The sequence below is a fragment of the Aphanizomenon sp. UHCC 0183 genome, from assembly GCF_009712065.1.
Classification (GTDB): domain Bacteria; phylum Cyanobacteriota; class Cyanobacteriia; order Cyanobacteriales; family Nostocaceae; genus Dolichospermum; species Dolichospermum heterosporum.
Map to the genome: position 1 here is coordinate 1 of NZ_VILC01000082.1, position 19,866 is coordinate 19,866.

General features: G+C 38.2%; 19 protein-coding genes and 1 pseudogene. 9 read left to right on the forward strand and 11 right to left on the reverse strand.

Annotated elements, in window-relative coordinates:
• A partial coding sequence (locus FJR37_RS20605) for a hypothetical protein (RefSeq protein WP_168467004.1) occupies positions 1–267 on the forward strand: 267 nt, incomplete at its 5' end.
• A 50-nt stretch (positions 268–317) separates the two neighbouring features.
• Here the strand turns inward: FJR37_RS20605 and FJR37_RS20610 are convergent.
• Positions 318–2,126 (reverse strand): proline--tRNA ligase, encoded by a 1,809-nt coding sequence (locus tag FJR37_RS20610; protein WP_168467005.1) that lies wholly within the window; start codon positions 2,124–2,126, stop codon positions 318–320.
• A gap of 227 nt (positions 2,127–2,353) precedes the next feature.
• Between FJR37_RS20610 and FJR37_RS20615 the strand changes: the two genes are divergently transcribed.
• Positions 2,354–3,736, forward strand: a complete 1,383-nt coding sequence (locus FJR37_RS20615; protein ID WP_174763460.1) for a 1-acyl-sn-glycerol-3-phosphate acyltransferase — start codon at positions 2,354–2,356, stop codon at positions 3,734–3,736.
• A gap of 1,169 nt (positions 3,737–4,905) precedes the next feature.
• Positions 4,906–5,151, forward strand: a complete 246-nt coding sequence (locus FJR37_RS20625) for a hypothetical protein (protein ID WP_039201685.1) — start codon at positions 4,906–4,908, stop codon at positions 5,149–5,151.
• A gap of 331 nt (positions 5,152–5,482) precedes the next feature.
• On the opposite strand, the gene FJR37_RS20630 is transcribed toward FJR37_RS20625, so the two are convergent.
• The 10 genes from FJR37_RS20630 to FJR37_RS26585 all read right to left on the reverse strand — a co-directional run bounded on the left by FJR37_RS20630 (position 5,483) and on the right by FJR37_RS26585 (position 12,136).
• Positions 5,483–6,031, reverse strand: coding sequence for a (2Fe-2S) ferredoxin domain-containing protein (locus FJR37_RS20630; RefSeq protein WP_039202371.1), 549 nt, complete (start codon positions 6,029–6,031; stop codon positions 5,483–5,485).
• Between the two features lie 288 nt (positions 6,032–6,319).
• Positions 6,320–6,523, reverse strand: coding sequence for a putative nitrogen fixation protein NifT (gene nifT, locus FJR37_RS20635; protein WP_039201683.1), 204 nt, complete (start codon positions 6,521–6,523; stop codon positions 6,320–6,322).
• Positions 6,498–6,785, reverse strand: a complete 288-nt coding sequence (locus FJR37_RS20640; protein WP_015078853.1) for a nitrogen fixation protein NifZ — start codon at positions 6,783–6,785, stop codon at positions 6,498–6,500. The genes nifT and FJR37_RS20640 overlap by 26 nt, the downstream gene beginning before the upstream one ends.
• A complete protein-coding gene (nifV, locus tag FJR37_RS20645) occupies positions 6,775–7,905 on the reverse strand; it encodes a homocitrate synthase (protein WP_039201681.1) in 1,131 nt (376 codons plus the stop codon). The genes FJR37_RS20640 and nifV overlap by 11 nt, the downstream gene beginning before the upstream one ends.
• Positions 7,906–8,351: 446 nt before the next feature.
• Complete coding sequence (locus FJR37_RS20650) at positions 8,352–8,558, reverse strand: DUF2949 domain-containing protein (RefSeq protein ID WP_039201679.1); 207 nt, start codon at positions 8,556–8,558, stop codon at positions 8,352–8,354.
• A gap of 268 nt (positions 8,559–8,826) precedes the next feature.
• Positions 8,827–9,081, reverse strand: coding sequence for an Asr1405/Asl0597 family protein (locus FJR37_RS20655; RefSeq protein ID WP_027404317.1), 255 nt, complete (start codon positions 9,079–9,081; stop codon positions 8,827–8,829).
• 28 nt (positions 9,082–9,109) lie between these two features.
• Positions 9,110–9,271: a hypothetical protein gene (locus FJR37_RS27125; RefSeq protein WP_371416151.1), complete on the reverse strand. Its 162-nt coding sequence runs from the start codon at positions 9,269–9,271 to the stop codon at positions 9,110–9,112.
• Positions 9,268–9,945, reverse strand: coding sequence for a serine O-acetyltransferase (cysE, locus tag FJR37_RS20660; RefSeq protein WP_254434632.1), 678 nt, complete (start codon positions 9,943–9,945; stop codon positions 9,268–9,270). Before cysE ends, FJR37_RS27125 begins: the two co-directional genes overlap by 4 nt.
• A 1,094-nt stretch (positions 9,946–11,039) precedes the next feature.
• Positions 11,040–11,480 carry a DUF2141 domain-containing protein gene (locus FJR37_RS20665; protein WP_254434633.1) on the reverse strand — a complete coding sequence of 147 codons (441 nt, stop codon included), beginning with the start codon at positions 11,478–11,480 and terminating at the stop codon, positions 11,040–11,042.
• A 416-nt stretch (positions 11,481–11,896) separates the two neighbouring features.
• Positions 11,897–12,136 carry a hypothetical protein gene (locus FJR37_RS26585; RefSeq protein ID WP_217355351.1) on the reverse strand — a complete coding sequence of 80 codons (240 nt, stop codon included), beginning with the start codon at positions 12,134–12,136 and terminating at the stop codon, positions 11,897–11,899.
• 1,002 nt (positions 12,137–13,138) lie between these two features.
• On the opposite strand from FJR37_RS26585, the gene nifB reads away from it, so the two are divergent.
• The 6 genes and pseudogenes from nifB to FJR37_RS20695 all read left to right on the forward strand — a co-directional run bounded on the left by nifB (position 13,139) and on the right by FJR37_RS20695 (position 19,210).
• Positions 13,139–14,578 carry a nitrogenase cofactor biosynthesis protein NifB gene (gene nifB / locus FJR37_RS20670; protein ID WP_039201673.1) on the forward strand — a complete coding sequence of 480 codons (1,440 nt, stop codon included), beginning with the start codon at positions 13,139–13,141 and terminating at the stop codon, positions 14,576–14,578.
• A gap of 87 nt (positions 14,579–14,665) precedes the next feature.
• Positions 14,666–15,010 carry a DUF362 domain-containing protein gene (locus tag FJR37_RS20675; RefSeq protein ID WP_039201672.1) on the forward strand — a complete coding sequence of 115 codons (345 nt, stop codon included), beginning with the start codon at positions 14,666–14,668 and terminating at the stop codon, positions 15,008–15,010.
• 443 nt (positions 15,011–15,453) lie between these two features.
• The gene (gene nifS, locus FJR37_RS20680; protein WP_168467009.1) at positions 15,454–16,659 is read left to right on the forward strand and encodes a cysteine desulfurase NifS; all 1,206 of its coding nucleotides are present in this window, start codon (positions 15,454–15,456) and stop codon (positions 16,657–16,659) included.
• Between the two features lie 94 nt (positions 16,660–16,753).
• Entirely contained in the window at positions 16,754–17,653 is a 900-nt protein-coding gene (gene nifU / locus FJR37_RS20685; RefSeq protein ID WP_039201669.1) for a Fe-S cluster assembly protein NifU, read from the forward strand.
• A gap of 221 nt (positions 17,654–17,874) precedes the next feature.
• Positions 17,875–18,024: pseudogene (locus FJR37_RS20690) on the forward strand (AAA family ATPase); the annotation flags it as partial.
• Positions 18,025–18,598: 574 nt separating this feature from the next.
• Positions 18,599–19,210 (forward strand): hypothetical protein, encoded by a 612-nt coding sequence (locus tag FJR37_RS20695; RefSeq protein WP_039201665.1) that lies wholly within the window; start codon positions 18,599–18,601, stop codon positions 19,208–19,210.
• Positions 19,211–19,866: the final 656 nt, after the last annotated feature.

The window sequence follows — 19,866 nt, forward strand, 5'->3', positions numbered from 1 at the left end:
AATGGAAGATTTAATACTTATAGGAAAATAGTCAAAGATAAATATAGCCAAATAAAAGTACACATTAACAACTATAATATTTTCGATGATCCTGAACAAATAGAGGTGAATTATCATTATCTTGATGATCCTAAAGAGACAGAGAAAATATTAGGAAGAATCGAAACATTATTTGGTGAGTATAGCTTATTAACAGAGCTTGATGATTTTTATAATAAAAAGAAAATTGAATTTGATGCACTTTGGCAAGATCAAGAGTTGGGGTGAGAATTCGTTATCAATGGCAGGCAAAATGCCTGCCCCACAACAGTTGTATTTTACCCTTCTATTGCGTCTTTAATCCATTGTTGCAATGTATTGATCACTTCGTCAATGACAATTTCTTGAGATTCACGGGTTGCGCGTTTGACTACTTCGACTTTACCATTTGTAATGGCTCTGCCTGTGACGATTCTGAAGGGGATACCGATTAAATCAGCATCTTTGAATTTAACACCTGCTCGTTCGTCTCTGTCATCTAATAAGGTTTCTACTCCTGCTTGGTTGAGTTCTGTGTAAAGTTTTTCGGCAACGGCGATTTGTTGGGCATCTTTAATGTTAGGAATGGTGATGATGGCGTGATAGGGGGCGATCGCTACTGGCCAAATTATGCCATCTTTATCATAGGATTGTTCTACGGCTGATTGTGCTAACCGAGACACACCCACACCATAGCAACCCATGACTAAAGGCTTTTCTTCCCCTTGTTCGTTGGTATAAGTTGCACCCATCGCTTGGGAGTATTTTGTCCCCAGTTGGAAGATGTGACCGGCTTCGATGCCTCTAGCTGTTTGTAGGGTTTGGTTTGGGTCGTGCAGGGAGCGATCGCCTAATTTTGCTTTACGAATATCTACGGTTAGTGCAGGTAACTTAAATTGCTCACCCCAATTTGCGCCAACTACATGAAAACCAGCTTCATTTGCACCAGTGACAAAGTTTTTTAACTCCACAGCGGTTTTATCCACCAACCGCACAAACTGAGAATTTACCTGTTTATTGACCGCAATATAATCATCACTAACATCTGGTGCGATATAACCTAAAGGTAAAGATTTAGCTTTCCACGTTTCTTGGGCTTCGGCATTTGGTACAGTTAAAGTTAGGATAGTTTTAGCACCAAATTCAGGAGCTAATTTAGTTAATTCATTTTGTAATTTAACTTCATTAATTTCCTGATCTCCGCGAATATTTATTAACACCAAAACAGTTAAACCGTTATCATAAACAGTTTGATATAAAACGTTTTTAACAATTTGGGTAGGAGAACATTTGAGGAAATTACAAACTTTGTCTATAGTTTCTGTTCCCGGAGTTGACCGTTTTTCGTAAGTTGTAAAAGGTGAAGTTTCCGCTTCCGCAGGTAAAGAAACTGCTTTTTCTACGTTTGCTGCATATTTACCATCTTCAGTGTAGAGAACTTCATCTTCTCCCGCATCTGCTAAGACCATAAACTCTGTTGAACCAGAACCACCAATAGCCCCAGAATCAGCTTCTACAGCCCGAAAAGCCAAACCAGAACGCCGCAACATATTACTATAAGCAGTATACATTTCCTGGTAAGTTTTTTTCAAACTTTCTTCATCAGCATGGAAAGAATAACCATCTTTCATAATAAATTCTCGTCCGCGCATTAAACCGAAACGGGGACGAATTTCATCACGAAACTTAGTTTGTAATTGATATAAATGTACAGGTAATTGACGATAGGAACGAATCATATCACGGGCAACAGTTGTAATTACTTCCTCATGAGTTGGGCCAAGTCCTAATTGTTGTTCCCTTCTATCAACCAGAGAAAACATAATTCCCTCAGCCTTAGTATAAGTATCCCATCTTCCCGACTCCTGCCATAATTCCGCAGGTTGTAATTGTGGTAATAAACATTCTTGTGCGCCGGTAGCATTCATTTCTTCCCGGACAATTTGGGAAACCTTTTGCAAAACCCGCCACATTAGGGGAAGATAAGCATAAATCCCACTACCAATGCGACGGATATAACCAGCACGGAGTAACAATTTATGGCTAGGGATTTCCGCATCAGCAGGATCATCCCGTAGCGTAACAAATAACATTTGTGATAATCGCATTGTTTTTACCTTTACTTGCTAATTTTGCCAATTATTGAAGATTAACCTATGTCATACCAAATTAAAATGAAGCTCCATAGAATAAGATTTCCAGAATAATTAACCGCAGATGAACGCAGATAAACGCAGATAAATATGAATGATTGTTATTCTGTGCAGCCTCACATAAAATTGGTATCACCTGTCACTTGTTATAACTTGAGGAGATAATTACTGTGTCTGAAGCAATGTATCAAGCACAACCACCTTTAGAATTTATTCCGCCAGCTTTTAACCCTTTGTTGTTAAAGTTGGTACATTTAGTTCTACCTAACTGGATTCGCTGGAAAACACCTATTAGCAACATTGAAGCAGACAATGTTGAAACTTTGGCGGATTGCTATCAACGGTTTCAGGATGGTAAAATCCGGTTTATGTTGGCGTTTCGTCATCCTCAAACAGCAGACCCTCTTTGTTTAACTTATTTACTGTCCCAAATCTTGCCTAAAGTAGCACGAGTTGGGGGTACACAGCTACAATATCCGCTTCATGCCCATTTTATCTATGATCGGGGCATTCCTCTCTGGGCTGGTGATCATGTGGGTTGGGTAATTTCCCACTTGGGGGGAACTCCGATTCAACGCGGTAAAGCTGATTGGACTGGATTGCGTTCGGTGCGGGATTTGTATGTCAATGGTCAGTTTCCGATGGCTGCTGCGCCAGAAGGTGCTACAAATGGTTTATCGGAGATTATTAGTCCCTTAGAACCGGGTATCGCACAGATGGGTTTTTGGTGTGCGGAAGATTTGCAAAAAGCGGGAAGAGATGAGGAAGTTTTAATTTTACCAATTGGCATTAAATATAGTTATGTCAATGAACCTTGGGATAATATAGCAAATTTGTTAACTGAATTAGAAGCGGCTAGTGGTTTATCTGTGAATCAAGAGAAAACTGAGGCTTCTTTTGCTGCGCTTTATCCCCGATTATTAGGGTTAGCTGAACATTTATTATCGGTAATGGAGCAATTTTATACTAAATTTTATCATCAAACATTACCAGATGAAAAAATTACTAATGGGGAAATTATAGATAGAAATGAAGCTTTAGCTTATCGTTTACAAGCTGTGATGAATATTGCTTTATTTATTGCTGAACAATATTTTGATTTACCATCTAGGGGGAATTGGAATGATAGATGTAGACGGGTGGAACAAGCCGGTTGGAATTATATATTTAGGGAAGATTTTAAGGATATTAAATCATTATCACTCATTGAGAAAAGTTTGGGAGATAGAGTTGCTGAAGAAGCATATTTTCGGATGTGGCACATGAGATTAGTTGAGAGTTTTGTGGCTGTTTCTGGGATGTATATCCGCGAAAAACCAACGGTGGAAAGATTTGCAGAAATGACTTTACTTTTATGGGATATGGTTAATAAAATTAAGGGAAATATTTCTTTAAATCGTCCACAATTGGGTAAGCAGCAGGTGAAGATAACTGTGGGTGAACCGATTTCTATTTCTGAACGTTATTCTGGTTATAAAAGTAGTCGAGTTGCTGCTAGACAATCGGTGGCTGAGTTGACGACTGATTTACAGCAGGTTTTGGAGGATTTGGTGGATAAGGGATAATTTTTTTTCTCACGCAGAGGCGCAGAGGCGCAGAGAGAAATTAAGAGTGTGATCTAAATCCCCAACTTCTAGAGTTGAGGATTTGGGTTAGTTATTTGGCACTATTTTTTAATTCGTTCCATGCTTTGACAACTTTATCTAGTTTGTTTGGTATTTGAGATTGCGAGATGTCATTATATTGGGTTGTGGCTTTTTGACTGGTTAGGGTATAGGTGATATAATCTGCTGAACCTGGAGGTGCGGGGAAACTCAATTTGTTGAATTGTTCAAATTTGTCTTGGGTTAATAATTTTTCAAATTGTTTAACTTGTTCTCCAGTAACTTTTTTGATACTACGCTCTGAGTCGTTAGCATCACCTGTTTTTGTTCGTATCAGTTGACCGTCTTTTAGTAAAACTGTTTCATAGGTTTTTCCAGCTATTCCCCCACTGGTAATTTCTCTAAATACTCCGTTTTTGTCTAATGGTGGTGGTAATTCATTGGCTGGAATTGGTACGGATTGGATGGTTTTAACGTCTTTGTTACAGCAATTTCCAATCTTATGAGGTACATCTTAGCCCCCTCATCGCTTGCGGGGAGGGGGTTGGGGGTGGGGTTCTTGTTCCGGGTTTGATGACAATTTGCTGTAACTTGATACTGTTGGTGGCTGGGATTAGCAACAACAGGCATAGATTTGAAAGTTATTACACTACCTAAAGATAGAATTGTGGTGAATATGAGGATATTTTTCATGATTTCCTTTGTCAGAATACAAGGATGATCAATTGTTATTGACGTTGGGTATTTTTAGATTGTTTCTTTTTGTCTGAATTAGAATTTATAGGATTTAAGGATGAAAATATTATACTTCATGAAGCATCATCACCAGCCTGGGAATAAATTCCCAGTCTTATAGCGAAAGTCCGTTAAAACGGACTAAAAGAATTTTGCAGTTTAGAGGGTGTTTGAAAAGTTATGGTTGATGTATCAAATATTTTTTACCCCACCCTAACCCTCCCCTTGTAAAGGGGAGGGAACTGGATTTTTATTGTTTCCCCCCTTTACAAGGGGAAAGGGGGGTAGCAATGTGATGAAAATTACGGAATACCACTTTTCAAACATCCTCTTAGAGTTTATAATTAAAATACAGTGTAATATTGTCCATAACCTAGTAAATAACATAAATAATTATGAATGTACAACTTGTGGACTCCCTTGTAGAAATTGTTTCCAAATTAACTCCCGAAGATCAGAAACTTTTCTTATCTAAACTTTCTCATATCAATATAATTCTGCCAGCAGAACAGCAAAATTTAACATCAGCAGAAAAAGTAGCACAATTTCAGGAATGGTTATCTCAATTTCCTCAAAGTAGTATTACTCTATCAGATGAATCACTGCGTCGAGAAAATATTTATGATGATAGAGGAATATGAAAAGCTATTTACTTGATACCAATATTATTCTTAGATTTGCATATTCTTAATCTCTGGAATATAACCTTATACAGAATACTATTTCTGAAATTTTATTACAAGGTGGTCAATGTTTTATTACCTCTCAAGTAATTATTGAATTTTGGGTCGTTGCTACTCATCCTGTTAATGTTAATGGATTAGGATGGACTGTAGAACAAACAACTCCAGCAGTACAATCTACTATCTAGCCGAAGTCGAGGCAGAGCCTCTATGATAGCATTCCCAGTCAGAGACTGGGAACGAGATAACGAGATAATTCAAGCAAGATAGTATACTTTGTGACGCTACATCAACCACTTAAATGATTCTCTAGCAAAGATGCGATCGCCTCTGGATGAGCTTTTTTGTATTGTTTTTTACCTAACATCAAAACACAATTGGGAGCGCTGCTACAGCGTTTTTGACAATCGGTATGTTCAATAGTGACTTTATCAGATAAACCGCGATCGCCTAAAGTTTTTTCTAAGTCTGATAATAACCCCTTTCCACCCCGTTTCATGCAACCAGATTTTTGACATACCATAATCTTGGCTTTAGGTTGAGGAAGAGGAAGGGGATTTTTGACAAGACAAAAACCAACCGCTTGAATTTGATAAGCTTCCAGTTTCAGTTTATTATTACGTGGGTTTAATCTACTAATAGCATCTATATTAATTTGTTCACCAGGGACTAAAGATAAACCTAGAGAACAACGTAAATTTTTAGGAATTTTAATTTTGATATTTCCTCCAGGAATTGCTAACTGTAAATATTTATATTTCTCAGTTTTTTTACCCGCAAATCCTAAAAACTGCCCTTCAATATTCAATTCCGATAAAGCCAAATATTTTTCACCCATTTCTGATAACCCAATTTTTTCAAGAGGAAATAATAATTCATGTCCCCCTCCCCGCAAGCTACAGTGTACACAGAAGTTATCGAATTACCATTATTCCTCAAATTACCCCACCCTAACCCTCCCCTTGTGAAGGGGAGGGAACTAATTTTTCCGGTTTCCCCCCTTTATAAGGGGGGATTAAGGGGGGTAATTTAACTTGTGTGTACACCGTAGTCCCGCAAGCGGGGTGGGGTTCTTCTATCTCACTAACCCGAAAACCGTTAGGACTGACGGCTGAATGATAGCATTTTAAGGAAGGCGTTTAGCTTCTAAAGTTACGGGTAAACGACTTTTATCGGGAAATTCACTAAATTCTAATTCCCAACCATTAGTTAAAGTGAGAATTTTACCTGCTTCACCATCTCTTTCTTTGACTACTTCTTCTTCTAAATCTTTTTTAGGGACGTAGACAACTAAAGTACCAGCATCATTCATTCGGAGCATTACTTTCATGTGTTTCCTCAGCAGATTCTAGTTCTCTTTTTCGACAACCGATGATGTACCCTGTTTCCAAAAAATGTACAGCATAGATATAATAAGCTTGCAAAAATGTGCCAATGCTGGAGACATAACCAACATCACCAATTTTTGCTAAAACTTCCCCAATTTCTCTACCGGGAAAAGTTCCATCGTTTTTGATTAGTTTCTTAACTCGAACTTTTTGACCAATTTCAAAAATGGGTTGCGAGTCCAGTTCTATTTCATCACGTTGCATGGGAATACCTTTTTTCGCTGACTAAATTTAATAATTCTTCTGTAGTGAGACTGCGTTTTTTAAGGATTGATTGCTGACGGACTACATCTAAAATAGCTTGGGTTTCTTGAGAATCGAGAAAGATTCCATGCTGTTCTAAGAGATTAGATAATGAATGCCGACCAGAATGTTTACCTATGACTAAACGCCGTTCCCAACCCACATCTTCAGGAGCATAAGGTTCATAAGTAACGGGGTTTTGCAGAACACCATGAGCATGAATACCAGACTCATGAGCAAAGGTATTTTCACCCACAATTGCTTTCCAAGGTTGAACATTAGCGCCGGAAGCTTTAGCGACTAATTGAGATAGTTTTAACAAGTGTTGAGTTTGAATTCCCAAGTCAACACCGTAAATACATTTTAGAGCCATAATTACTTCTTCTAAAGCTGCATTTCCGGCTCTTTCTCCTAGTCCATTAACGGTAGTATTTACAGATACAGCACCAGCTTTGATTCCAGCTAAGGCGTTAGCAGTTGCTAGTCCAAAATCATTATGGGTGTGAATCTCAATAGGAATTGATAGAGTTGATACTAAATGCTTAACTTTAAGGTGAGTTCGGAAGGGATCAAGTACCCCAACTGTATCACAAAACCGAAACCGAGATGCTCCCCATTCTTGTGATAACATGGCAACATCTTGGAGAAAATTTTCGTCGGCTCTAGAAGAATCTTCGCCACCAACTGATACCCAAAGACCTTGATCTAAGGCGAAGCTAATACAGTCTTTGAGCTTTTGTAAACTTACTCGCCATTGTCCATGAAATTTAGCGGCAATTTGCACTCCAGACACAGGAATAGCAATATGTACCCGCTCTAGTCCACAGGCTATAGAAGCTTTTATATCTGATAATACAGCGCGATTCCAACCTAATAGTTTAGCGTTTAAATCTAAGTTACGAATGGCAACAATGGCGCGAATTTCTTCTTCTCCCATTGCCGGAATTCCCACCTCTAATTCATGGACACCAATGGTATCTAGGAATTGAGCGATCGCTACTTTTTCTTCTAAGTTAAAAGCAACACCTGCTGCCTGTTCCCCATCACGTAATGTCGTATCATTAATCATGATTTGATACATTTTCAACATCCCTCTAGCGGAGTTTTTTGTAATATCCTTGTTCGCTACAATTCTTCATGGTGGTAGATGGGCAATAAATTATAAATTGAGCGAATAAATCATGAATCATGATTTACGATCCTTAATTATTAATCAAATATTTCTGTTGCATCTGTATGACAAGAAACAAAAGATAAGTATAATTTATCCAATATTTCTGGTGGTATTATTTGTGGATTTTGTTAATAGCCAATAACCCAGACAGATATTAGTAAATCCTGTAAAAAATAACATACTCATACCAGCAATCAAACTAAGTAGGTTAGCATTGAAAATTGTCGTTTTGGGAAGGCAAGAGTGAAGAAGCTTTGGGTGATTTTACTTTTCTTTACACACTTTGGTTTTATTGTGTTCACCTACTTAGTAATCATAATTATTACCTCTTATGTTTACTGGTAATTTTTCATCTACCTCAATTCAGGATGTTCTGCAAGCCAATCAAAAATTCTGTCTAGTTGTTGCAAATCCACTAAACCATATTGCCAAAGCAGCATCGGTAAAGGTCCATGATTGAACTCAGGATGTCGTGTTGCTACAGCAATATCAGCCTGGGAAAGTGCCAGTTCTTTTTGGAGAAATTGCAGTAACTTCCTATCAATACTATTAATCACCATAATTGGACATTGACAATTGAAATCAACATAAGGTACAAGTTATTCCCATCAGCAATTACTAATTTTTTAGTTTTAGTAAACTGGGTGAACCTTAGCTTATGTGAATTATCTGGAATATGCAAGATAGTTTGTGAGTGAATAATGACTTGAGATCAATCAGACTTGCATTAAAAATTAACCTCTGATATGCTTTGGATTAGACAGGGCTAGAATTATTAATTGTTATCAGTCGTACTAATCAAAAAAACATGATTGTTTCCAGCAATCTTTACTCAACACCGTTACACAAACAATTCTCTAACCATGTCACCAATTGATGACGAGAAGCAAAAAATTGCATCAATGTACTACGAACAAGAATCGCTTCTTCTAGGTTATTAACTTGCACGCGCAAAGACCCATCCGGGGGACAGGAACAGGAAATCATCAACTCTTGCAACCGATGATAAATACACCATCTATCACCTAAAGGAACTTGCAAAATTTGTTCACCGACAGTTAAAAAGTTACAATTTGGTGACATCAGTAATTCACAATTTATGGAGTTAACTTTATTGATCATCTTGGTGATGATTAGTGAGAGTTTGGACTTGTTGTTCTAACTGCTCAATCCGCGAGAGTAAAGAACGAATCACACCTGCCTCTATATCGGGTAATTTGCCATGTTCTAAGGGGGAAATGCGGTTACTAGACTTACAGCGATTTCCAATCATATAAGGTACATCTTAGCCCCCTCATCGCTTGCGGGGAGGGGGTTGGGGGTGGGGTTCTTGTTCCGGGTTTGATGACAATTTGCTGTAGGAGCAATAATCCGTCCAGGAATGCCCACCACAGTGGCATCTGGAGGCACATCACGCAGGACAATTGAACCTGCACCAATACGGACGCGATCGCTAATTTGGATATTTCCTAATACTTTCGCACCCGCACCGACAACAACATTACTACCCAATGTCGGATGACGTTTACCGCTTTCTTTGCCAGTTCCTCCCAATGTTACACCCTGATAAATGAGTGTATAATCTCCCACAATGGCAGTTTCACCAATGACAACACCCATGCCATGATCAATAAATACACCCTTACCAATTTTTGCTCCTGGATGAATTTCAACACCTGTGAAAAATCGTCCCCAATGAGAAATCAACCGGGGAATAAAACTCACATTGTGGATATGTAACCAATGTGCAAGACGATGTAAACACAGAGCATGAAAGCCGGGGTAACAAAATATGACCTCTAACCAATTACGTGCTGCTGGATCACGCTCAAAAATAATCCAAAAATCACTGATTAATGGTTCTAAAAAAAATCTAAAACCTTCATGTTTACGTAGCTTTGTATTTACAGTCTCAGTCTTAATGATCCTGTTTAATGACTGGTGCATTGGTATTGTTAGGTGAAAAAATCCTGTACTGTTTTCATGCTTATATCAGATAACTTCCAAACAGACAGAATTAGCAACGCAGATTAGATTTATTAAATTTATTAAGCTTGTACTCAATATGTTTAACTGCCTATTTAACAGAACTTTACATTTTCTCTTGGGGTAGGGGTACTAGCTTTTGATCACAGGGGTACTGGTATTTTCAGATCAGGGATGCAGCTTTTTTGTACTCACCAGAAACCTCTTAACCTGTAGGACTTTACAGCTATTTAGGCAAGATATTCTTCCATATATTTAGTTGTACTCATTTCCTGATAAACACTGTTTTGATGACAGTAAATATAGATTTTATGTATTACCTACTACTATTATTATTTTATTATTTTGGTAGTGGAAAGGTGGATTTCTTTATTTTATTTTCGGATTTGTTTGCTGTATGTGGGGATACAAAATGAAAAGACAATAACTTTGAGATACAGCAAATTGTCATCAAACCCGGAACAAGAACCCCACCCCCAACCCCCTCCCCGCAAGCGATGAGGGGGCTAAGATGTACCTTATATGATTGGAAATCGCTGTAAGTGGTGAGACAGAATTAATTACACAATGTCATTGCGTAAGCGTTGCGTGGCGTTAGCCATATGGAACGAAGTGAAATGAAGCAATCGCAACGGTTGTGATTGCTTCCCTTCGCTCGCAATGACTGTAAATATTTTTGTCCAATTACTTATAGGTAGGACTTATGCAAGTGTCACACTAAAAATCTGTTGTAGGGTGTGGTTCGACAAGCTCACCAACCACGTCAGACTGCATAAATCCCGCAAATAAACAGATTGTTGACATCTGACGCACCTGACGACTGAACCCGTCATTTTCTGGTTGACAAAGCTGTGTGATGGTTGATAAAGGTATCTGTATAGCTGAGTTTGCAAAAAAAGAACAGTGTCGTCGGGATAATACTCAAAAAGTTTCAGAATTGGAATAAATAATGTAACTGTTCATTTTTTTACCCGAAAAATGGATAAAAAAGGAACGGAAATTTGATGCAGCGTAACCCACTGTTAATTAATAATTGTAGGTTACGCTGTCTCTAGCTAAGAACCAAAGAAATATTTCATCTTAATCTTAATATCAGTATTAGTTTTAGATACAGTAACAGCCGAATCATTAAACTTAGGCGGTCCAGTGAAAACCTCTGGATTATTAGAAAACCCAAAACCTTCTATGGGCGCACCAAAAGAACCAGTATCGAGATTACCATTTTCATTGGCATCATGAATTAATGCAACAGCATAACTACCCGCTCTCAAGTTATCGAAAGTCAGTTTTTGAGATATTTTTGTGATCTTGATACATTGGGATTGTAAAGCATTTTTACTATCAGTAGGAAATCCCTGACTTTTATCAAAAAGCGTAGCACAAATTTGTCCAGATTTGTTTCTGAGTCCCTCTACTTCAATTGTCAGACTACTATTCAACTCTGCCTTAGCATTAGCTAAAAAGAGCAAATTTCCCAATATAGGGAGTAGTAACATTAGCCCCAGACTTGATGTTTTATGCAACGCAATCTTTAACTTTTTCTTCATTAATTTACCCTCTATTAAATAGGACTAATATTTTACCTAGCCATATTGTCAAGTTAGATTTTCTGAATTACCTAACAGACACTTTTGTAAATATAACAGAAAGTAACGAAATGTCAAAAATCAATAACTAAATCTGCATTCAGCAACTTTACCGAATCCAAATTTTGAGAACTACAAACATCCGTCACGTCAGCTACAGAGATATCTTTATACTAATCCGATAAGTCTATTTAAGCTTACACTACGTAGAAATAAATTAAAGCTAGTAGTTCGTCAAATTTATTTTGACGGGTAATGATCGGAAAAAACTTCTGTTCTCCCCTACCCCCCTACCTCCCTTACCTCTCTTCTCCCCCTGCTTGCCTTCACCCGTCATTTTCGGGTTGACAGACTACTAGTAAGGTAACAGTATCCGCTTCATAATTATCATCAAGATGGATAACAAGGGAGTATCCCAAATATGCAAATTTACCCAAAATATAGAATCCATGCGGCTGGAAGTCACGACTACACAGGCAAAACCCACCTGCGTGGGTTTTAAATTTCCCTAGTCCCAGTAGGCGGACTTTGTTTGTAAGTAATTGGACAAAAATATTTACAGTCATTGCGAGCGAAGGGAAGCAATCACAACTCTTGCGATTGCTTCATTTCACTTCGTTCCATATGGCTAACGCCACGCTGCGCTAACGCAATGACATTGTGTAATTAATTCTGTCTCACTACTTATAGCCGTGATTTCCAATCGCCAGCTTATTTCTGCAAAATTGGGATGCTCCCGATAATAATAGCTTTGATCACATTTTTCCTAATGTGCTTTGTTTACTATATTTATAGCGTAGTGATGGGGGAAAGTTCATGGCTAACATAATTATCAATATCATCAAAAAATAATGATCAAAAAATTAAATCTTTTGCAAATCATCTGCATTAATATAGATGTTGCAATTAGGTTGTATTTATTGTATAGCAAGCAATACAGCTATAAAAATATCATTAATAATCGAAAACTTAAAAAAATATAAATTGCATTTTTACTCTAAAAAAAAATGATAGGTTGTATACAGAATTGAATTTCGCACGTATCTGGAGTAATCGGGTTGATTTTACTCCAGTTTTTTAACCTCAAATCTCTGAATAACAAGAGTTTCTAGGAGAATTTCCAGGAAAGTTGAGTACAGTCGAATATCAAGAAAATTCGCTAAAAATATAGCCAAAACCCTTACAGATATTGAGTTTGAGATGAGTACAAAGAAATCCTGAACCCCTAACTATAAATACTCGTACCCCTAACTATAAATACTCGTACCCCTACCCGAAAAAATCTTTTTTAATTTTTGTATCGTTGCAATGCAAGGATTTAAGGATTTGAGTACAAACATAATAAATCCAATAAGTTCTATCCTGGTGTAAACCAAGGAGGGCAAAAAAAAGGGCTGCTATAAATCATTTATCGCCAATCACTTAACGCTCCTTAACAAAACCAAGTTAGTAGTCAAAAGTGAGTGGAGGGATGAGATTAGCACCATGTCTAAAATAATTTAGGTATTGGCAGTAGTAAAAGCATCTCCCACAGTGGCTCTCAAGTCCACCTCCAACAGCGAAATTCAATGACACTACCTGCTACAGATATTCTCACCTCCGACTTTCAGAATGCCATTATCACCCCCGCTACATCTGCTGCTTGCGGTTGCGACAGCACCACAACTCCAGAAATGGACGAAAAACTCATAGAACGCATTTCTAAACACCCTTGCTATAGTGAAGAGGCTCATCATCACTATGCACGGATGCACGTTGCCGTCGCTCCAGCTTGCAATATTCAATGTAACTATTGTAACCGCAAGTATGACTGCGCTAACGAAAGTCGTCCTGGAGTAGTGAGTGAATTACTCACACCGGAAGAAGCTGCACATAAAGTGTTAGTAATTGCCGGAAAAATTCCCCAAATGACTGTATTGGGAGTTGCCGGTCCTGGTGATCCTTTGGCTAATCCAGAAAAAACTTTTCGGACTTTTGAATTAATTGCAGACAAAGCACCAGATATTAAATTGTGCTTATCCACAAACGGTTTGATGCTGACAGAACATATTGATCGCATCAAACAATTAAATATAGATCACGTTACTATTACCCTTAATACCATTGACCCCGAAATAGGCGCACAAATCTATTCCTGGGTTCACTATAAACGCAAGCGTTACAGAGGGGTAGAAGGAGCAAAGATTCTCCTAGAAAAACAGTTGGAAGGATTGCAAGCTCTCAAAGAAGCTGATATCTTATGCAAAGTTAATTCCGTGATGATTCCGGGAATTAATGATCAACATTTGGTAGAAGTTAATAAGGCTATTCGTGAGAGAGGCGCATTCTTACATAACATTATGCCGCTAATTTCTGCACCAGAACATGGGACTCATTTTGGTTTAACTGGTCAACGTGGACCAACAGGAAAAGAACTGAAGGAAGTCCAAGATAATTGCTCTGGTAACATGAAAATGATGCGCCACTGTCGCCAGTGTCGAGCCGATGCGGTAGGATTATTAGGAGAAGACCGTAGCCAAGAATTTACTAAAGATAAGTTCATGGAAATGGCTCCAGAATATAACTTTGAAACCCGTCAAGAAGTTCACGAAGGGATTGAGAAATTTAGAGAAGAAATTAAGGCTGCCAAAGATAAAGCATCAACTGGCAAAAAATCTGCTAATAGTCCTAAAATCTTAGTTGCAGTAGCAACAAAAGGTGGTGGATTAGTTAACCAACACTTCGGACACGCGAAGGAATTTCAAGTGTATGAAGTTGATGGCAATGAAGTTCGTTTTGTTAGTCACCGCAAGATTGATCAATATTGTCAAGGTGGTTACAGCGAAGAAGCTACCGCAGACAATATAATGAAGGCAATTGCAGATTGTAAAGCAGTCTTGGTATCAAAAATAGGCAATTGTCCCAAGGAAAAATTAGAAGCAGCAGGAATAAAAACTGTTGAAGCCTATGATGTAATTGAAAAGATTGCTTTAGAATTTTACGAGCAATATGTTCAGGCTAATGGGTAATTCAATTTTGGATTTTGGATTTTGGATTTGATAGACTCCAATCTAAAATCCAAAATCTAAAATCTAAAATCTCCGAGGTAAATAATCATGGCTTACGAAATTACTAGCCAGTGTATTTCCTGCAAGTTGTGTTTATCTGTTTGTCCTACCGGTGCAATTCAAGAAGTTGACGGTAATTACTGGATTGACTCTAAACTTTGCACAAATTGCGCTGGTAGTATTCACACTGTACCTCAATGTAAAGCCAGTTGTCCTACTGTTGATGGTTGCGTTAAACAACCTAGTGATTATTGGGAAAGTTGGTTTGCTACTTACAACCGGGTTTTAGCAAAGTTAACCAATAAACAAGACTATTGGGAAAATTGGTATAAGTCCTATTCTCAGAAGTTTTCCGAACAGTTGCAAAAGCATCAAGGAGAAGCAGTTATATAGGTGACAGGGGACAGGTGACAGGTGACAGGTGACAGGGGACAGGGGACAGGTGACAGGTGACAGGTGACAGGTGACAGGTGACAGTTAAGTAATGGGACAGAATTAATTACACAACTGATTTTTCTGTTCCCTGTTCCCTGTTCCCTGTTCCCTGTTCCCTCTCTCAACGAGTGAATTTAATTTTGTACTACTTACAGCGATTTCCAATCATATAAGGTACATCTTAGCCCCCTCATCGCTTGCGGGGAGGGGGTTGGGGGTGGGGTTCTTGTTCCGGGTTTGATGACAATTTGCTGTAACAGGGAATAGGGAATATTTATATTTATCTTTATTCCGACTCCTGATAGCGTGGCGTTAGCCATAATCCTGACTCCTGACTCCTGACTCCTGACTCCTGACTCCTGACTCCTTCTTTATCACTTTATACTTTTATAGAGAAAATCATGCAAAATAATTGTATCTATCTTGATAATAATGCCACCACTAAAATAGATCCTCAAGTTGTTGAGGCGATGATGCCTTATTTGACGGACTATTATGCTAATCCTTCTAGTATGCACACTTTTGGTGGACAACTTGGGAAGGCTGTAAAAACAGCTAGAGAACAAGTTGCTGCTTTACTCGGAGCAGATGAATCAGAAATTGTTTTTACCAGTTGCGGAACTGAGGGTGATAATGCTGCTATTCATGCGGCGTTATTAGCTCAACCTGAAAAACGTCACATCATCACTTCCCAAGTAGAACATCCGGCAGTTTTAAATGTCTGCAAACAATTAGAATCCAAAGGTTATCAAGTTACTTATTTGTCAGTAAATGCTAAGGGACAAATAGATTTGAGTGAGTTAGAAGCTTCTCTAACTGGTAATACTGCTTTGGTGACAGTAATGTATGCCAATAATGAAATCGGCACTATCTTTCCAATTGAAGAAATTGGTGCTATGGTTAAGGAATACGGCGCTCTCTTCCACGTTGATGCAGTGCAAGCGGTAGGCAAAATATCCTTGAATATGAAGACCAGCACCATAGATATGTTAACTATATCTGGTCACAAAATTCATGCTCCTAAAGGTATTGGTGCTTTGTATGTGAGACGTGGGGTTCGTTTCCGTCCTCTATTAGTTGGTGGACACCAAGAACGAGGACGCAGAGGCGGTACAGAGAACGTTCCGGGAATTATTGCTTTAGGAAAAGCTGCGGAATTAGAACTGTTACATTTAGAAGAAGTAACTCAGAGATTAACAAAGTTGCGTGATTATTTGGAACAGTCTCTTCTAGCTAAAATTCCTGATTGTGAAGTAAATGGTGATGCCAAAAATAGATTACCAAATACTACGAATATCGGGTTCAAATATATTGAAGGTGAAGCAATTTTGCTTTCTTTAAATAAGTACGGTATTTGCGCTTCCTCTGGCTCTGCTTGTACTTCTGGCTCTCTAGAACCTTCTCATGTTTTACGAGCTATGGGTTTACCTTACACTACTTTACATGGTTCGATTCGCTTCAGTCTTTCTCGCTACACAACTGAAGCTGAAATTGATCAAGTAATTGCCGTAATGCCGGAAATTGTTGACCGTCTTCGAGCTTTATCTCCCTTCAAAAATGATAATGCTGATTGGTTACAACAACAGTCAATGGTCAGTAGTCATTAGTAGTTAGTCATTAGTCAGTGGTCAGTTTTCATTTACTACTAACTAATGACAAATCACCAATCCAAAATCTAAAATCCAAAATCTAAAATTAACTATGTGGGACTACACTGATAAAGTATTAGAGTTATTTTACGATCCTAAAAACCAGGGTGCAATTGAAGAAACTGGCGAAGCTGGTGTGAAGGTGGCAACCGGTGAAGTAGGAAGTATTGCTTGTGGTGATGCTTTAAGATTACATTTGAAAGTTGAAGAAGCAACAGATAAAATTCTTGATGCCCGTTTTCAAACTTTCGGTTGTACAAGTGCGATCGCATCTTCAAGCGCTTTAACTGAAATGGTCAAAGGTTTGACTTTAGATGAAGCTTTAGGAGTAACAAATAAGGAAATCGCTGATTATTTAGGTGGTTTACCTGAAGCAAAAATGCACTGTTCTGTTATGGGTCAGGAAGCTTTAGAAGCTGCCATTTATAATTATCGTGGTATTCCTCTAGAGGCACATGACGATGAAGAAGGTGTCCTCATCTGTAGCTGTTTCGGAATAACTGATGCTAAGATTAAGAAAGCAGTTGCACAAAACAATCTCTTCAGTGCAGAGCAAGTAACAAATTATGTAAAAGCTGGTGGCGGATGCGGTTCCTGTTTAACGAAGATTGATGATATAATAAGAGAAGTAAAGCAGGAAGCCGCCAACAAAAATCTCCACAGCTACAAGGCGAAAGCTAAAACAGAAATTCCTAGTTCAGAGCAAAAAAGACCATTAACTACAGTTCAAAAAATTGCCCTGATTCAAAAAGTATTAGATGAAGAAGTCCGACCCGTTTTAATCGCCGATGGGGGAGATGTAGAACTTTATGATGTCGAAGGCGATAAGATTAAAGTAATTCTTAAAGGTGCTTGCGGTTCATGTTCTAGCAGCACTGCTACTTTAAAGATTGCGATTGAAGCGAGATTACGCGATCGCATCAGTAAAGAAATTATTGTCGAAGCAGTTTAGAAAAAAACAGCTAATGGTAAGGGTTTACGCCGTAAACCCCTACAACTGACAAAGAAAAAAATCCTTACAACCTCATAAATACTATGAACACCACTCGATTTTCTGTAGAGCGATCGCCTCCATAGATAGCGACGTTCTACAAACGCTCACCGCCGTAGAACTTTGGCCGTGAGAACCAACAGACAAAACCACCAATCAACTAATTCTAGGAAACACGAACAATGACTGAAGAAAAAATTAGACAGATAGCTTTCTACGGCAAGGGCGGTATCGGTAAATCTACCACTTCTCAAAATACTTTAGCCGCTATGGCTGAAATGGGTCAACGCATCATGATCGTAGGTTGCGATCCTAAAGCTGACTCTACTCGTTTTAACAATATGGACATTATTTACACCCACTTTCAGCCAATTTTTTAGGTGTGGGGATTGACGTTTATCTGTAAGTAAGTAGGTGAACACAATAAAACCAAACTGTGTAAAGAAATGTAAAATCGCCCAAACCCTCTTCACTCTTGCCTCTTGCCTCTTGCCTTTTGCCTTGCCATAACGACAATTTTCAACGCTCACCTACTTAATTGGACAAAAATATTTACAGTCATTGCGAACGAAGAGAAGCAATCACAACCCTTGCGATTGCTTCATTTCACTTCGTTCCATATGGCTAGTGCCACGCAACGCTTACGCAATGACATTGTGTAATTAATTCTGTCTCACTACTTACCTTGCTTCTTTGTAGATAGCGTCTCGAATCCCTTGTGGGACTAAAAAATTGTTATAATGCCTAAAGACTCTTCCCTGTTTCCTGTTCCCTTGTCATAAGGACAATTTTTAACGCCAACCTACTTAGAACGTGAACGTTCGCAAAGCAATGGAATGGAACGCGCTATTGTTTAATAGCGTAGCCATATCAAGATTTACAGGATTTAAGGATTGACAGAATTTTATGGCATTTAGCAATTATAAAAGTATTAGTTCAGTCATTAAAAAGTTTCAAATCAAGTATGTGCAATCTAATTTTATGTTGGAAGTAGAATTTCCGGCTAAGGAATCTTTTAAGGAGGAATTAGATTTGCTATTTACAGATGGAGTTATTGATAATTCCGAAGATGCTATTTGTGAAAATCTCATTTATCCAGTATTGAAAGAAGTATGGAAACCTTACCGAAGTAAATTAACTCTTTGGAGTCATGAAGCATTAGCTTATGATGAGGATTTATCAGGTATTCCTGATTATACTGTAACACAGCGAAACTCTCTAAGTACAATTGTTTTTGATAAACCTTATTTTTTGATGGTTGAAGCTAAACAAGACAAATTTGAAGAAGGTTGGGGTCAGTGTTTAGCTGAAATGATCGCAATTCAGAGAATTAATGATGATTTTGTTAGTGATGTTTTTGGAATTGTTTCTAACGGAAAAATATGGCAATTTGGAAAGTTGGTTGGTGATGTATTTACTCGAAATAAAAATCTGTATATGATTCAAGATTTAGATAAATTATTTGCTGCGGTGAATTATATTTTCCAACAATGTGAATTAAAAATCCAAAAACATTAAAATAATTTCTCGTTCCGATCTCTCGTTCCAATCTCTCGTTCCCATACTCTGTATGGGAATGAATTCTAGAAGGCTCTGCCTTCAAAAACAGTGAAATCTGGAGTCAGAGCCTCTGTGATAGCATTCCCAGTCGGAGACTGGGAACGTTACGCTATATTATTTTTGACTTTTGACTTCCGCCTTGCGGTACTAGGCTATTTACAAGACTAGATGGACATTATTCACACCCATTTTCAGCTAATTTTTTAGGTGTGAGCGTTCACGTTCGCCTGTCTCGTATCTCTTGCGGCACTGAAGGAAAGAGATAATTGCAGCGATAGCGAGGCGCGACATAGGAATCGCTCTGTGTTTGAGATGGATGCACAGATGAAAGAAATAAGTACTTAGTCACCCTCATAATTTGGCTAAGGTATTGATTGTTATTCATATTTTCTTGCACTTAAGTGGTTGGCTTTGGTTATCTTGGCTATCAATCGGGTTTAAAAACCAGGAAAAACAGGCGTTGTCTGTGGTGCAGGTAAGATAGAAGAAGGTGGAACTGTAGGCTCAACTTTTTTGATGACTGCGATCGCAAATGCTTTTTCTTGAGGCTGCTGCTTACCCAATTTATCATTAACTTGCAGTTTAATTTGAGATGGTAGGGCTGAATTTACCTC

Coding starts and splice junctions, on each gene's coding strand:
- FJR37_RS20610 (WP_168467005.1), bottom strand. CDS start 2,126: ATGCGATTATCACAAATGTTATTTGTTACGCTACGGGATGATCCTGCT.
- FJR37_RS20615 (WP_174763460.1), top strand. CDS start 2,354: ATGTATCAAGCACAACCACCTTTAGAATTTATTCCGCCAGCTTTTAAC.
- FJR37_RS20625 (WP_039201685.1), top strand. CDS start 4,906: ATGAATGTACAACTTGTGGACTCCCTTGTAGAAATTGTTTCCAAATTA.
- FJR37_RS20630 (WP_039202371.1), bottom strand. CDS start 6,031: ATGGGTGAAAAATATTTGGCTTTATCGGAATTGAATATTGAAGGGCAG.
- nifT (WP_039201683.1), bottom strand. CDS start 6,523: ATGAAAGTAATGCTCCGAATGAATGATGCTGGTACTTTAGTTGTCTAC.
- FJR37_RS20640 (WP_015078853.1), bottom strand. CDS start 6,785: ATGCAACGTGATGAAATAGAACTGGACTCGCAACCCATTTTTGAAATT.
- nifV (WP_039201681.1), bottom strand. CDS start 7,905: ATGTATCAAATCATGATTAATGATACGACATTACGTGATGGGGAACAG.
- FJR37_RS20650 (WP_039201679.1), bottom strand. CDS start 8,558: ATGGTGATTAATAGTATTGATAGGAAGTTACTGCAATTTCTCCAAAAA.
- FJR37_RS20655 (WP_027404317.1), bottom strand. CDS start 9,081: ATGTCACCAAATTGTAACTTTTTAACTGTCGGTGAACAAATTTTGCAA.
- FJR37_RS27125 (WP_371416151.1), bottom strand. CDS start 9,271: ATGATTGGAAATCGCTGTAAGTCTAGTAACCGCATTTCCCCCTTAGAA.
- cysE (WP_254434632.1), bottom strand. CDS start 9,945: ATGCACCAGTCATTAAACAGGATCATTAAGACTGAGACTGTAAATACA.
- FJR37_RS20665 (WP_254434633.1), bottom strand. CDS start 11,480: ATGTTACTACTCCCTATATTGGGAAATTTGCTCTTTTTAGCTAATGCT.
- FJR37_RS26585 (WP_217355351.1), bottom strand. CDS start 12,136: ATGACTGTAAATATTTTTGTCCAATTACTTACAAACAAAGTCCGCCTA.
- nifB (WP_039201673.1), top strand. CDS start 13,139: ATGACACTACCTGCTACAGATATTCTCACCTCCGACTTTCAGAATGCC.
- FJR37_RS20675 (WP_039201672.1), top strand. CDS start 14,666: ATGGCTTACGAAATTACTAGCCAGTGTATTTCCTGCAAGTTGTGTTTA.
- nifS (WP_168467009.1), top strand. CDS start 15,454: ATGCAAAATAATTGTATCTATCTTGATAATAATGCCACCACTAAAATA.
- nifU (WP_039201669.1), top strand. CDS start 16,754: ATGTGGGACTACACTGATAAAGTATTAGAGTTATTTTACGATCCTAAA.
- FJR37_RS20695 (WP_039201665.1), top strand. CDS start 18,599: ATGGCATTTAGCAATTATAAAAGTATTAGTTCAGTCATTAAAAAGTTT.